The organism is Pseudomonas benzenivorans (assembly GCF_033547155.1).
GTDB lineage: Bacteria > Pseudomonadota > Gammaproteobacteria > Pseudomonadales > Pseudomonadaceae > Aquipseudomonas > Aquipseudomonas benzenivorans_B.
On the sequence record NZ_CP137892.1, the window covers coordinates 391,213 to 404,195 of the forward strand.

Annotated in this window: 12 protein-coding genes; 10 read left to right on the top strand and 2 right to left on the bottom strand. The window is 69.5% G+C overall.

Going from position 1 to position 12,983, the window contains the following annotated elements; all coding sequences use genetic code 11:
- The first annotated feature begins 8 nt into the window (after positions 1-8).
- Positions 9-575: a lipocalin family protein gene (locus SBP02_RS01880; RefSeq protein ID WP_318644727.1), complete on the top strand. Its 567-nt coding sequence runs from the start codon at positions 9-11 to the stop codon at positions 573-575.
- Here the strand turns inward: SBP02_RS01880 and SBP02_RS01885 are convergent.
- A complete protein-coding gene (locus tag SBP02_RS01885; RefSeq protein WP_318644728.1) occupies positions 572-1,936 on the bottom strand; it encodes a formimidoylglutamate deiminase in 1,365 nt (454 codons plus the stop codon). The genes SBP02_RS01880 and SBP02_RS01885 overlap by 4 nt on opposite strands.
- A gap of 97 nt (positions 1,937-2,033) precedes the next feature.
- Between SBP02_RS01885 and hutC the strand changes: the two genes are divergently transcribed.
- The 7 genes from hutC to SBP02_RS01920 all read left to right on the top strand — a co-directional run bounded on the left by hutC (position 2,034) and on the right by SBP02_RS01920 (position 10,968).
- Entirely contained in the window at positions 2,034-2,786 is a 753-nt protein-coding gene (gene hutC / locus SBP02_RS01890; RefSeq protein WP_318644729.1) for a histidine utilization repressor, read from the top strand.
- Positions 2,783-3,376 carry a HutD/Ves family protein gene (locus SBP02_RS01895; protein WP_318644730.1) on the top strand — a complete coding sequence of 198 codons (594 nt, stop codon included), beginning with the start codon at positions 2,783-2,785 and terminating at the stop codon, positions 3,374-3,376. The genes hutC and SBP02_RS01895 overlap by 4 nt, the downstream gene beginning before the upstream one ends.
- A gap of 277 nt (positions 3,377-3,653) precedes the next feature.
- On the top strand, positions 3,654-5,339 hold the full coding sequence (hutU, locus tag SBP02_RS01900) for a urocanate hydratase (protein ID WP_318644731.1): 1,686 nt from the start codon (positions 3,654-3,656) through the stop codon (positions 5,337-5,339).
- Positions 5,340-5,341: 2 nt separating this feature from the next.
- Positions 5,342-6,874: a histidine ammonia-lyase gene (gene hutH / locus SBP02_RS01905; protein WP_318644732.1), complete on the top strand. Its 1,533-nt coding sequence runs from the start codon at positions 5,342-5,344 to the stop codon at positions 6,872-6,874.
- A gap of 64 nt (positions 6,875-6,938) precedes the next feature.
- Entirely contained in the window at positions 6,939-8,147 is a 1,209-nt protein-coding gene (gene hutI / locus SBP02_RS01910) for an imidazolonepropionase (protein WP_318644733.1), read from the top strand.
- Entirely contained in the window at positions 8,140-8,943 is an 804-nt protein-coding gene (gene hutG, locus SBP02_RS01915; protein ID WP_318644734.1) for an N-formylglutamate deformylase, read from the top strand. Before hutI ends, hutG begins: the two co-directional genes overlap by 8 nt.
- Positions 8,944-9,045: 102 nt before the next feature.
- Positions 9,046-10,968, top strand: coding sequence for an autotransporter domain-containing protein (locus SBP02_RS01920; RefSeq protein WP_318644735.1), 1,923 nt, complete (start codon positions 9,046-9,048; stop codon positions 10,966-10,968).
- Positions 10,969-11,010: 42 nt separating this feature from the next.
- On the opposite strand, the gene SBP02_RS01925 is transcribed toward SBP02_RS01920, so the two are convergent.
- Positions 11,011-11,445, bottom strand: coding sequence for a hypothetical protein (locus SBP02_RS01925; RefSeq protein WP_318644736.1), 435 nt, complete (start codon positions 11,443-11,445; stop codon positions 11,011-11,013).
- Positions 11,446-11,575: 130 nt separating this feature from the next.
- Between SBP02_RS01925 and pip the strand changes: the two genes are divergently transcribed.
- Complete coding sequence (pip, locus tag SBP02_RS01930) at positions 11,576-12,547, top strand: prolyl aminopeptidase (RefSeq protein ID WP_318644737.1); 972 nt, start codon at positions 11,576-11,578, stop codon at positions 12,545-12,547.
- Positions 12,544-12,981: a D-aminoacyl-tRNA deacylase gene (gene dtd / locus SBP02_RS01935; RefSeq protein ID WP_318644738.1), complete on the top strand. Its 438-nt coding sequence runs from the start codon at positions 12,544-12,546 to the stop codon at positions 12,979-12,981. The genes pip and dtd overlap by 4 nt, the downstream gene beginning before the upstream one ends.
- Positions 12,982-12,983 lie beyond the last annotated feature (2 nt).

A 12,983-nucleotide genomic window follows, 5' to 3' on the forward strand; every position in this document is an offset into this window, starting at 1 on the left:
AGGAGCGCATGCGTGGCGTGTCGAGTCTGCTGATCCTGGCGCTGCTGGCCGGCTGCGCCGCCTCGGATTCCGGCGCGGGGGCCGGGGCACCGCCGCAAACCGTCGAGCGGGTCGACCTGCAGCGTTACCAGGGCACCTGGTACGAACTGGCGCGGCTGCCGATGTTCTTCCAGCGCAACTGTGCCCAGTCCGAGGCGCACTATGGGTTGCAGGACGACGGCAGCCTGAAGGTGGTCAACCGCTGCCGCACTCACGAGGGCGAGTGGCAACAGGTCGAGGGCCGCGCCGTCGCCCAGGTGGCGGGGCGGACCGACAGGCTCTGGGTGCAGTTCGACAACTGGTTCAGCCGCCTGCTGCCTGGCCTGACCCGCGGCGAATACTGGGTGCTGTACCTGGATGCCGACTACCGGAGCGCCCTGGTCGGCCACCCCGATCGCGACTACCTGTGGCTGCTGACGCGCACGCCGCAGGTCGCCCCGGCGGTGCGCGACAAGCTGCTGGAGGTCGCGCGCGAGCAGGGCTACGCCACCGAGCGACTGATCTGGCGCACCCCCGACAGTCGGCCCGCCCCCTAGTCGAGCAGCTCGCCCAGCACCCGGGCGAAGGCCCGTTTGGTTTCCTGCTCGGCGGCGTGGCGGCCATCGCGCACGACCCAGCGTCCGGCCACCATCACATCGCGGATCTGCCGGTCGCCGCCGGCGAACAGCCAGCGGTTGAGGATGGCGTCGTCCTGGGCGCTGGCGATATAGGGGTCGTCGCCGTCCAGCACCAGCCAGTCGGCACGCTTACCCACCGCCAGGGCGCCGACCGGCTGCCCCAGGGCCTGGGCGCCGCCGACCAGGGCGGCGTCGAACAGGGTGCGACCGACCATCGGCTGGTCGCCCCGATGCAGGCGGTTGCGCTTCTGGTCGCGCAGGCGCTGGCCGTACTCCAGCCAGCGCAGCTCCTCGACCAGGCTGACCGAGACGTGGCTGTCCGAGCCGATGCCCAGGCGCCCACCCTGGGCCAGGTAGTCCACGGCCGGGAAGAGGCCGTCGCCGAGGTTGGCCTCGGTGGTCAGGCACAGGCCGGCCACCGCGCCGCTGGCGGCCATGGCGGCGACCTCGTCGGCCTCGGCGTGGGTGGCATGCACCAGACACCAGCGACTGTCCACCGGGGCATTGTCGAACAGCCACTGCAGGGGGCGGCGGCCGCTCCAGGCCAGGCAGTCCTCGACTTCCTTGCGCTGTTCGGCGATATGAATATGGATGGGGCGCTCGCCGCTGTCGGCGGCGAGAACCGTCTGCAGCTGCTCGGGGGTGACCGCGCGCAGCGAGTGGAAGCACAGGCCCAGGCGCTGCAGCGCCTTGCCCTGCAGCGCCGACTGCAGGCGTCGCTGCAGCTCGAGGTAGCTGTCGGTGCTGTGGATGAAACGGCGCTGGCCGGGGCTCGCCGGCTGGCCGCCGAAGCCCGAGTGGCTGTACAGCACCGGCAGCAGGGTCAGGCCGATGCCGGCGTCCGTGGCCGCCTGGCTGACGCGCAGGGCCAGCTCGGCCGGGTCGGCATAGGCCTGGCCGTCCACCCCGTGATGCACATAGTGGAACTCGGCGACGCTGGTGTAGCCGGCCTTGAGCATCTCGATATACAGCTGGCGAGCGATGACCTCGACTTGTTCGGGGCTGAGCCGGCCGACCAATCGATACATCAGCTCGCGCCAGGTCCAGAAGCTGTCGTTGGGGTCGCCGGCGACTTCCGCCAGGCCGGCCATGGCGCGTTGGAAGGCGTGCGAATGCAGGTTGGGCATGCCCGGCAGCAGGGGGCCGCGCAGGCGCTCGGCGCCGTCGGCGGACGCCCCGACCTCGATGCGTTCCAGTTCGCCCTGGGCGTCGACATGCAGGCGCACGTTCTTCGCCCAGCCTTCGGGCAGCAATGCGCATGAAGCGTGGTATGCAGGCATAATGCTCGACCTAGATGCTCGTATTTGGTTGTATATACATATACAGGTGTTTAGGGCGGGCGTAAACTGCCGAACCCGGCCGACAAGGAGGCACCCCATGACGAAACCATTCTCGAAGCCGTCTGTTCTGGCTGGCCAGCTCGGCGAGGGCCCGGCGCCACTGTACGCCCAGGTCAAGCAGATGATCGTTCAGCAGATCCACAGCGGCGCCTGGCCCGCGCACCATCGGGTGCCCTCGGAGAGCGAGCTGGTGGAGGCGCTGGGCTTCAGCCGCATGACCATCAACCGCGCCCTGCGCGAGCTGACCAGCGAGGGCTTGCTGGTGCGCATGCAGGGGGTCGGCACCTTCGTCGCCGAGCCCAAGGGGCGCTCCGCGCTGTTCGCGGTGAACAACATCGCCGACGAGATCGCCGCCCGTGGCCACCGCCACCGCAGCAAGCTGATTCGTCTGGGGGAGGAGCTGGCCAACCCGGAGCGGGCCCTGGCCCTGGACCTGCGCGAGGGCCAGCGGGTGTTCCACTCGCTGATCGTGCACTACGAGAACGATGTGCCGGTGCAGCTCGAAGATCGCTACGTCAACGCGGCGGTGGCACCGGACTACCTGCAGCAGGACTTCGTCCGGCAGACGCCCTACGCCTACCTGTCGCGGGTCGCACCGCTGACGGAGGGCGAGCACGTGGTCGAGGCGATTCTCGCCGAGCCGGAGGAGTGCCGGCTGCTGCAGATCGAGCGGGGCGAACCCTGCCTGCTGATCCGCCGGCGCACCTGGTCGGGGCCGCGCACCGTGACCTTCGCGCGGCTGCTGCACCCGGGTTCGCGCCATCGCCTGGAAGGACGCTTCGGCTCATGACCCGTCTGCATCTGCACCGGGCCGCCGACTATCCGCGCATGCCCTGGAAGAACGGCGCGGGCAGCACCCTGGAGATCGCCCGGGACCGGGGCGAAGGCCTGGACGGTTTCGGCTGGCGCCTGTCGATCGCCGACATCGGCGAGTCGGGCGGCTTCTCCAGCTTCTCCGGCTACCAGCGGGTGATCACCGTGCTGGAAGGCGAGGGCATGCGCCTGCGGGTCGATGACGTGCCCTCGCGGCCGCTGCTGCCGCTGGACCCCTTCGCCTTCGCCGGCGACAGTCGGGTGGAATGCCAGCTGCTGGGCGGCGCCATTCGCGACTTCAACCTGATCTATGCACCCCGGCGCTACGCCGCCCGCCTGCAATGGCTGGGGCTGGAACGGCCGCAGCGGCTGTTCGCTTGCGCGCCGACCCTGTTGCTGTTCGCGGCGGGCGAGGCGCTGCGGGTGCGCGTGGCGGGGGCGGATGGCGCCACCCTGGGGCGCTACGACTGCCTGCAGATCGAACATGACCAGGACCTGTTGGAGCTGGAGCTAGAGGCGGACAGTCCCGGGGCTTGCTGCCTTATCGAGCTGAGTCCAGGGGCCTAGGCGTCTCGCATCGCTCGTCATCGGCGGCTCCCGGCGTGGCGCCGATCAGGCCGACGCGCTCGTCCGTCCGGCGCAAGGTCCTGATCTCGAAGGATTAAGCTCAGTCAAAGAGGCCCGCTCGGGGAACCGAGCGCCGGGAGGGTTCGGTGAGGCGGCGCGAGTCTATTGGGCTATGCTTGATTATGGTTGTATAGACATGTTTATATTATCGCCATGCCCAGCCACAGCACTCCCGCATGAGACAGGCTGACGGCGATCTTTTACCGGAGGATTCCTTGTGAGCACGTCCAGTCGTTTCCGCGATACCGAAATCCGCGCCCCGCGCGGCAGCCAGTTGAACGCCAAGAGCTGGCTGACCGAGGCGCCGCTGCGCATGCTGATGAACAACCTCGACCCCGAGGTCGCGGAGAACCCCAAGGAGCTGGTGGTGTACGGTGGCATCGGCCGCGCCGCGCGCAACTGGGAGTGCTTCGACGCGATAGTCGAGTCGCTCAAGCAGCTGGGCGACGACGAGACCCTGCTGGTGCAGTCGGGCAAGCCGGTCGGCGTGTTCAAGACCCACAGCAATGCGCCGCGCGTGCTGATCGCCAACTCCAACCTGGTGCCGCACTGGGCCACCTGGGAGCACTTCAACGAACTGGACGCCAAGGGCCTGGCCATGTACGGCCAGATGACCGCCGGCTCCTGGATCTACATCGGCAGCCAGGGCATCGTCCAGGGCACCTACGAGACCTTCGTCGAGGCCGGTCGCCAGCACTACAACGGCGACCTCAAGGGCAAGTGGGTGCTTACCGCCGGCCTCGGCGGCATGGGCGGCGCCCAGCCCCTGGCCGCCACCCTGGCCGGTGCCTGCTCGCTGAACATCGAGTGCCAGCAGAGTCGTATCGATTTCCGCCTGAAGACCCGCTACGTCGACGAGCAGGCCAAGGACCTCGACGACGCCCTGGCCCGCATCGAGAAGTACTGCGCCGAGGGCAAGGCGATCTCCATCGCCCTGCACGGCAACGCCGCCGAGATTCTGCCGGAACTGGTCAAGCGCGGCGTGCGCCCGGACCTGGTCACCGACCAGACCAGCGCCCACGACCCGCTCAACGGCTACCTGCCGATCGGCTGGACCTGGGAGCAGTACCGCGACCGCGCGCAGAGCGAGCCGGCGGCGGTGGTCAAGGCCGCCAAGCAGTCCATGGCCGTGCACGTGCAGGCCATGCTCGACTTCCAGAAGCAGGGCGTGCCGACCTTCGACTACGGCAACAACATCCGCCAGATGGCCCTGGAGGAGGGCGTCGAGCACGCCTTCGACTTCCCCGGCTTCGTCCCGGCCTATATCCGCCCGCTGTTCTGCCGCGGCGTCGGCCCGTTCCGCTGGGCGGCGCTGTCCGGCGACCCGCAGGACATCTACAAGACCGACGCCAAGGTCAAGGAACTGATCCCCGACGACGAGCACCTGCACCGCTGGCTGGACATGGCCCGCGAGCGCATCAGCTTCCAGGGCCTGCCGGCGCGTATCTGCTGGGTCGGCCTGGGGCTGCGCGCCAAGCTCGGCCTGGCCTTCAACGAAATGGTCCGCAGCGGCGAACTGAGCGCCCCGGTGGTGATCGGCCGCGACCATCTGGATTCCGGTTCGGTGGCCAGCCCCAACCGCGAGACCGAGGCCATGCAGGACGGCTCCGACGCCGTGTCCGACTGGCCGCTGCTCAACGCCCTGCTGAATACCGCCAGCGGCGCCACCTGGGTCTCGCTGCACCATGGCGGCGGCGTCGGCATGGGCTTCTCCCAGCACTCCGGGGTGGTGATCGTCTGCGACGGCAGCGACGAGGCCGCCGCGCGCATTGCCCGGGTGCTGCACAACGATCCGGCCACCGGGGTGATGCGTCACGCCGATGCCGGTTACCAGATCGCCATCGACTGCGCCCATGAGCAGGGCCTCAACCTGCCGATGATCACCTCGGGCAAAGGAGCCTGAACATGAGCACCCTGAATATCGTTCCCGGCCAGCTGACCCTGGCCCAACTGCGCCAGGTCCACCAGGGGCCGGTGCACCTGAGCCTGGACGCCAGCGCCGCCGAGGCCATCGACGCCAGCGTCGCCTGCGTCGAGCAGGTGCTGGCCGACAAGCGCACTGTCTACGGCATCAACACCGGCTTCGGCCTGCTGGCCCAGACCCGCATCGCCAGCGAGGACCTGGAGAACCTGCAGCGCTCCCTGGTGCTGAGCCATGCCGCCGGCGTCGGCCGGCCGCTGGACGACGACCTGGTGCGGCTGATCATGGTGCTCAAGGTCAACAGCCTGGCCCGTGGCTTCTCCGGCATTCGTCGCCAGGTGATCGACGCGCTGATCGCCCTGGTCAACGCCGAGGTCTACCCGCATATCCCGCTCAAGGGCTCGGTGGGTGCCTCCGGTGACCTGGCGCCCCTGGCGCACATGTCCCTGGTACTGCTCGGCGAGGGCAAGGCGCGCCATCGCGGCCAGTGGCTGACGGCCGTCGAGGCCCTGGCCGTGGCCGGCCTGGAGCCGCTGACTCTGGCGGCCAAGGAGGGCCTGGCCCTGCTCAACGGTACCCAGGCCTCCACCGCCTATGCCCTGCGCGGCCTGTTCGCCGCCGAGGACCTGTTCGCCGGGGCGCTGGTGTGCGGCGGCCTCAGCGTCGAGGCCATGCTCGGCTCGCGCTCGCCCTTCGATGCGCGCATCCATGCCGCCCGTGGTCAGCGCGGGCAGATCGACGCGGCCGCGGCCTACCGCGACCTGCTCACGCCGAGCAGCGAGATCGCCCAGTCCCACGAGCAGTGCGACCGGGTCCAGGACCCTTACTCCCTGCGCTGCCAGCCTCAGGTCATGGGCGCCTGCCTGACCCAGCTGCGCCAGGCCGCCGAGGTGCTGGCGGTGGAGGCCAACGCGGTGTCGGACAACCCGCTGGTGTTCGCCGCGGAAGGCGACATCATCTCCGGCGGCAACTTCCACGCCGAGCCGGTGGCCATGGCCGCCGACAACCTGGCCCTGGCCATCGCCGAGATCGGCTCGCTGTCCGAGCGGCGCATCTCGCTGATGATGGACAAGCACATGTCGCAGCTGCCGCCCTTCCTGGTGGCCAACGGCGGGGTCAACTCCGGCTTCATGATCGCCCAGGTCACCGCGGCGGCCTTGGCCAGCGAGAACAAGGCCCTGGCCCATCCGCACAGCGTGGACAGCCTGCCGACCTCGGCCAACCAGGAGGACCACGTGTCCATGGCCCCGGCCGCCGGCAAGCGCCTGTGGGAGATGGCCGACAACGTGCGCGGCATCCTCGCCGTGGAATGGCTGGGCGCCTGCCAGGGCCTGGACCTGCGCGAGGGCCTGAAGACCTCGCCGAAGCTGGAGCAGGCGCGCCACACCCTGCGCGAGAAAGTGGCGCACTACCAGCGCGACCGCTTCTTCGCCCCCGACATCGAGGCGGCCAGCGAGCTGCTGGCCGAGCGGGTACTGAACGCGCTGGTGCCGACGGCGCTGCTGCCGAGCCTGTGATCTGGGGCGGGGCCGGTCGGCACGAGGAGGAGATGCATATGGTTAGGCAAAGTGGAGCGGTCCGATGAACACCGTCTGGCATAACTGCCATGCCGCCACCCTGGCGGATGGACGCTACGCGATCATCGAGGATGCGGCCGTGGTCACCCGCGGCCACCTCATCGAGTGGATAGGCCCGCGCGCCGAGCTGCCGGTCGCCGACTCTGCCGAGCACATCGACCTCGGCGGCGCCTGGCTGACCCCGGGGCTGATCGATTGCCACACCCACCTGGTGTTCGGCGGCGATCGCAGCGGCGAATTCGAGCAGCGCCTGCAGGGCGTCAGCTATGCCGAGATCGCCGCCGCCGGTGGCGGCATCGCCAGCACCGTGCGCGCCACCCGCGAGGCCGGCGAGGAGCAGCTGCTGGCGAGCGCCGCTCGGCGCCTGCGCAGCCTGCTGCGCGAGGGGGTGACCACGGTGGAGATCAAGTCCGGCTACGGCCTCGACCTGGCCAGCGAGCGCAAGATGCTGCGGGTGATCCGCCGTCTCGGCGAGCACCTGCCGGTCACCGTGCGCGCCACCTGCCTGGCGGCCCATGCCCTGCCGGCCGAGTACGCCGAACGCGCCGATGCCTATATCGACCTGGTCTGCCACGAGATCCTCCCGGTGCTGGCCGACGAGGGGCTGATCGATGCGGTCGATGCCTTCTGCGAGTACCTGGCCTTCTCTCCGGCGCAGGTCGAGCGGGTGTTCCAGCGCGCCCGCGAACTGGGCCTGCCGGTCAAACTGCATGCCGAGCAGCTCTCCTCGCTGCACGGCGCCAGCCTGGCGGCACGCTACGGCGCGCTGTCGGCGGATCACCTGGAGTTCATCGACGAGTCCGACGTGCAGGCCATGGCCGCCGCCGGTAGCGTGGCGGTGCTGTTGCCGGGAGCCTTCTACTTCCTGCGCGAGACCCAGTTGCCGCCCATCGAGACGCTGCGTCGGCACGGCGTGGCCATGGCGATCGCCAGCGACCTCAACCCCGGCACCTCGCCGGCGCTGTCGCTGCGCCTGATGATGAACATGGCCTGCACCCTGTTCCGCCTGACCCCGGAGGAGGCCCTGGCCGGCGTCACCCTGCACGCCGCCCGCGCCCTCGGTCTGGGCGCCAGCCACGGCAGCCTGGAGGTCGGCAAGGTCGCCGACTTCGTCGCCTGGGACATCCGCCACCCCGCGGAACTGGCCTACTGGCTGGGCGGCGAACTGCCCAAGCGGGTCGTCCGCCATGGCCGGGAGGTGCGGCATGGATGAGGTCTTGAGCTTCAGCCGCGGTCGCGTCCCGCTGCTGATCAGCATGCCCCACGCCGGCACCCGCCTGACGGACGAGGTCGAGGCCGGCCTGGTGGAGCAGGCGCGCAGCCTGCCGGACACCGACTGGCATATCCCGCGGCTGTACGACTTCGCCGCCGAGCTGGGGGCCAGCACCCTGGCGGCGCAGTACTCGCGCTTCGTCATCGACCTCAACCGCCCGGCGGACGATACGCCCCTGTACGCCAGCGCCACCACCGGCCTGTTTCCCGAGACCCTGTTCGACGGCACGCCGCTGTTCCGCCCGGGGCAGCAGCCCTCAGCCGCGGCGCGGGCGGACTATCTGGCGCGGATCTGGACGCCCTATCACCAGTGCCTGGCCGCCGAGCTGGCGCGGCTCAAGGCCGAGTTCGGCTATGCCCTGCTGTTCGACGCCCACTCGATCTGCTCGCGGGTGCCGCGTCTGTTCGACGGCCGCCTGCCGGACTTCAACCTGGGCACCCACAGCGGGGCGAGCTGCGCGCCCGAGCTGGCCGCGCGCCTGCAGGCCAGCTGCGCGCGGGCCGAGGGTTACAGCCAGGCGCTCAACGGCCGTTTCAAGGGCGGGCATATCACCCGTCACTATGGTCGCCCCGGGGAGCAGGTGCATGCCGTGCAGCTGGAGCTGGCGCAGTGCAACTACATGGACGAGCAGCCGCCCTACGCCTACCGCAGCGACCTCGCCGCCCCGACCCGGGCGGTCATCCGCGACCTGCTCGAGACCCTGCTCGCCTGGGGGCGCGAGCGCTACGGGGGGTGAGGGGCGCCCCGCGGCCTCGCCCATTTGGGGGAGGGGCGACAGTCGATCGACTGGCTACTCTGTTGCGCTTGCCTGCGGGCAATACAACAAGACGGAGTAGCCATGACTTTTCCCCTCAAAGCCCTGACCGCAGCAGTACTCCTGGCCGCAATGCCGGCCGCCACCCACGCCAATCCCTACTCGCAACTGGTGATCTTCGGCGACTCGCTGAGTGACAGCGGCCAGTTCCCCGATACCGGCAGCCCCTTGCTGGGCGGTAACCCGACCGGCGGCCTGCGTTTCACCAACCGCACCGGCCCCAACTTCCTGGCGAACAACAGCGAATACTTCGACGCGGTCTCCACCCAGCGCCTGGCCGCCCACCTCGGCCTGCAGGCCCTGCCTTCCACGCCGATCCTGCCCCAGGTGCTGACCGGCAATGCCGATGGCAGCAACTATGCGGTCGGTGGTTATCGCACCGACCAGATCCTCGCCTCGATCACCGCGGCCAACGGTTCGGTGGTCAATGCCGGCGGGGGCATCAGCAGGACGCGCAACGGCTACCTGGTGGATGTGCCGCGGGTCGATCCCGACGCGCTGTTCTATGTCAACGGCGGCGGCAACGACGTGCTGCAAGGCGTGATCACCAACCCGGCCAGCGCCGCCGCAGCGGCCGCCAACCTGGTGGCCGGGGTCGCCGCCCTGCAGCGGGCGGGGGCGCGCACCATCATCGTCTCCGACCTGCCGGACGTCGGCCTCAGCCCCGCCGGTTTCGCCAGCGGCTTTCGCGCGGCCTGGTCCGGCGCTGCGGCGCTGTACAACGATGCGCTGGCCAGCCAGCTGTCGGCCCTGGGCGGCAATGTCATCCGCCTGAACTTCCGCGGCCTGCTGAGCGAGGTGCAGGGCGACCTGGCAACCTATGGCTTCGACCCGCTGGTCAGCCAGACCGATGTCTGCTTCAGCGGCAGTGGCTGCCTGGCCGACCCGACCTGGGGCCTGGGCGGCGCCTCGCCCAACCCGAACAAGTTGCTGTTCAACGACGGCGTGCACCCCACCGCGGCGGTGCAGCAGATCAGCGCCGATTATGTCTTCTCGATTCTCGCCGCGCCCTGGCAGGTCTCGCTGCTGCCGGAGATGGCCATGGCCAGCCTCACCGGCCATCAGCAGCAGCTGCGCAGCACCTGGCAGGCCGACCGCGGCGCCTGGCAGGCCGTCGGCCGGTGGCGCAGCTTCGTCGATGCCAGTGGCCAGCGTCAGAGTTTCCAGGAAGGCGAGGCGGTGGCCGCGGGCGACAGCGACGCCTATGGCCTGAACCTGGGCGGCAGCTACCGGCTGGATGACAACTGGCGCCTGGGCCTGGCCCTGGGCCTGCAGGAGCAGAGCCTGGAGGCCGGCGAGGCCGACTCCGAGTACGACCTGCGCAGCTACCTGCTCAGCACCTTTGCCCAGTACCAGAACGGGCGCGTGTGGGCCGATGCCAGCCTCAGCCTGGGCCATCTGGACTACCACGACCTCGATCGCCAGTTTGCCCTGGGCATCAGCGAGCGCAGCGAGAAGGGCGACACCGATGGCCGGCTCTGGGCGCTGTCCGGGCGCCTGGGTTACGACCTGGCCAATGCCGGCAGCGGTTGGCGGATCAGCCCCTTCATCAGCGCCGACTACGCCCGGGTGGATGTGGATGGCTATCGCGAGCGCGGCCAGCGCGCCACGGCGCTGCACTTCGCCGATCAGCAGCGCGACAGCCGGCGCCTGGGCATCGGCCTGCAGGCCAACTACCAGTTGAGTCCGGCGACCCAGGTGTTCGGCGAGATCGCCCGCGAGCGTGAGTTCGAGGACGATGCGCGCCAGTTGCGCCTGGGGCTGAGCGCGGTGGCCGGCAACAGCTTCGAGCTGCAAGGCCATACCGCCGCCAGCGGCCAGACCCTGGCGGGCCTGGGCATCAGCCACGCGCTGGCCGAGTCACTGCGGGTACGCGCGGCCTACCAGCTGCGCGGCACCGAGGATCGCCAGCACGGCGTCAACCTGTCCCTCGACTGGGACTGGTAAGGCGCCGCTCCCGCCACGCAGCCTGGCGCTGCGCGGCGGGATTCAGTCCCAGTTCAGGCGCGCCAGCTTCCACTGGCCATCGTCGAGCCACCACTCCAGTTTCACCCCATAGTGGCGGGCGCTGTCGGGTATCAAGCCCTCGGCGCCGGTCAGGGCGACCTGGGCCTCGGTGTAGCCTTTCTCGCCGTAGGTCGCGTCGAGGTAGCTGTTGCGGCTGAGGGCCAGCACCCGCACCTGCCGGTGGCGCAGGAACAGCAGGGTCATGGTGCGCCTGGCCCAGTCGGCGTCGAACTGCTGTTGGGCGGAAAACTGCGGGTGCAGCTGCTCCATCACCGCGCCGCTGTCCTTGGCCTCGAGGTTGTCCTGCAGCTGCTGCACGGCGGCCTCCAGGGAGGCCTGCGGGTCTTCGCGGCCACCACAGCCGCCGAGCAGGGTGAAAAACATCAGGAAACCCAGGGCAAATTTCCGTGCCGGCATGTCGAACTCCTTTTTCATGGTTATGATGCGGGGCAGAGCGGGACCCGGCAGCTCAACGGCCCCCGAGGGGACGTCTAGCGCTCTCGCCGAAGCCTGGAACGCACCGTACGCCTAAATTCAGGAGCATGTCATGCAGACTTTGTATCCGGAGATCAAACCCCACGCCCGCCATGAATTGGCGGTGGAAGAGCCGCACGTGCTCTACGTGGACGAGAGTGGCTCGCCGGACGGTCTGCCGGTGGTGTTCATCCACGGCGGTCCCGGTGCCGGCTGCGACGCCTTGAGCCGGCGCTTCTTCGACCCCAACCTGTACCGCATCGTCACCTTCGACCAGCGCGGCTGCGGGCGCTCCACGCCCCATGCCAGCCTGGAAAACAACACCACCTGGCACCTGGTCGCCGACCTCGAGCGCATCCGCGAGCACCTGGGCATCGACAAGTGGGTGCTGTTCGGCGGCTCCTGGGGCTCGACCCTGGCCCTGGCCTATGCCCAGACCCACCCCGAGCGGGTGCATGGGCTGATCCTGCGCGGCATCTTCCTGTGCCGCCCCCAGGAGTTCCACTGGTTCTACCAGGAGGGCGCCAGCCGCCTGTTCCCCGACTACTGGCAGGACTATGTGGCACCGATCCCGGTCGAGGAGCGCGGCAACCTGATGCAGGCCTTCTACAAGCGCCTGACCGGCACCGACCAGATCGCCCAGATGCACGCGGCCAAGGCCTGGTCCAGCTGGGAGGGACGCACCGCCACCCTGCGCCCCAACCCGCAGGTGGTCGAGCGCTTCAGCGAGGCACACCGCGCCCTGTCGATCGCCCGCATCGAGTGCCATTATTTCGTCAACAACGCCTTCCTCGAGGCCGATCAGCTGATTCGCGACATGAGCAAGATAGCCCACCTGCCGGGGGTCATAGTGCATGGCCGCTACGACGTGATCTGCCCCCTGGACAACGCCTGGGAGCTGCACCAGGCCTGGCCCAACAGCGAGTTGCAGATCATCCGCGATGCCGGCCACTCGGCGGCCGAGGTCGGCATCACCGATGCGCTGGTGCGGGCGGCCAACCAGATGGCCCGGCGCCTGCTCAACCTGGCGCCGGACGAAGCATGAAGGCGCTGATCCAGCGGGTGCGCGGCGCCCGGGTGGAAGTCGCCGGCGAGGTGGTCGGGGCCATCGATCAGGGCCTGCTGGCGCTGGTCGGCGTGGAACCCCAGGACACGCCGGAGTCGGTCGCCAAGCTGCTGCACAAGCTGCTCAACTACCGGGTGTTCGGCGATGCCGAGGGCAAGATGAACCTGTCCCTCGGCGATGTCGGCGGCGGCCTGCTGCTGGTGTCGCAGTTCACCCTGGCCGCCGACACCAAGAGCGGCCTGCGCCCGAGCTTCTCCAGCGCCGCACCGCCGGCCCTGGGCGCCGCGCTGTTCGAGCTGCTGGTCGAGCAGGCCAGGGCGCGGCACGCCCAGGTCGCCACCGGGCGCTTCGGCGCCGAGATGCAGGTGCACCTGGTCAACGATGGCCCGGTGACCTTCCTCCTCGAGGTCTGAGC

Excerpts from the sequence above, each read along its gene's own strand:
- SBP02_RS01880 (WP_318644727.1), top strand. The coding sequence starts at position 9 with ATGCGTGGCGTGTCGAGTCTGCTGATCCTGGCGCTGCTGGCCGGCTGC.
- SBP02_RS01885 (WP_318644728.1), bottom strand. The coding sequence starts at position 1,936 with ATGCCTGCATACCACGCTTCATGCGCATTGCTGCCCGAAGGCTGGGCG.
- hutC (WP_318644729.1), top strand. The coding sequence starts at position 2,034 with ATGACGAAACCATTCTCGAAGCCGTCTGTTCTGGCTGGCCAGCTCGGC.
- SBP02_RS01895 (WP_318644730.1), top strand. The coding sequence starts at position 2,783 with ATGACCCGTCTGCATCTGCACCGGGCCGCCGACTATCCGCGCATGCCC.
- hutH (WP_318644732.1), top strand. The coding sequence starts at position 5,342 with ATGAGCACCCTGAATATCGTTCCCGGCCAGCTGACCCTGGCCCAACTG.
- hutI (WP_318644733.1), top strand. The coding sequence starts at position 6,939 with ATGAACACCGTCTGGCATAACTGCCATGCCGCCACCCTGGCGGATGGA.
- hutG (WP_318644734.1), top strand. The coding sequence starts at position 8,140 with ATGGATGAGGTCTTGAGCTTCAGCCGCGGTCGCGTCCCGCTGCTGATC.
- SBP02_RS01920 (WP_318644735.1), top strand. The coding sequence starts at position 9,046 with ATGACTTTTCCCCTCAAAGCCCTGACCGCAGCAGTACTCCTGGCCGCA.
- SBP02_RS01925 (WP_318644736.1), bottom strand. The coding sequence starts at position 11,445 with ATGCCGGCACGGAAATTTGCCCTGGGTTTCCTGATGTTTTTCACCCTG.
- pip (WP_318644737.1), top strand. The coding sequence starts at position 11,576 with ATGCAGACTTTGTATCCGGAGATCAAACCCCACGCCCGCCATGAATTG.
- dtd (WP_318644738.1), top strand. The coding sequence starts at position 12,544 with ATGAAGGCGCTGATCCAGCGGGTGCGCGGCGCCCGGGTGGAAGTCGCC.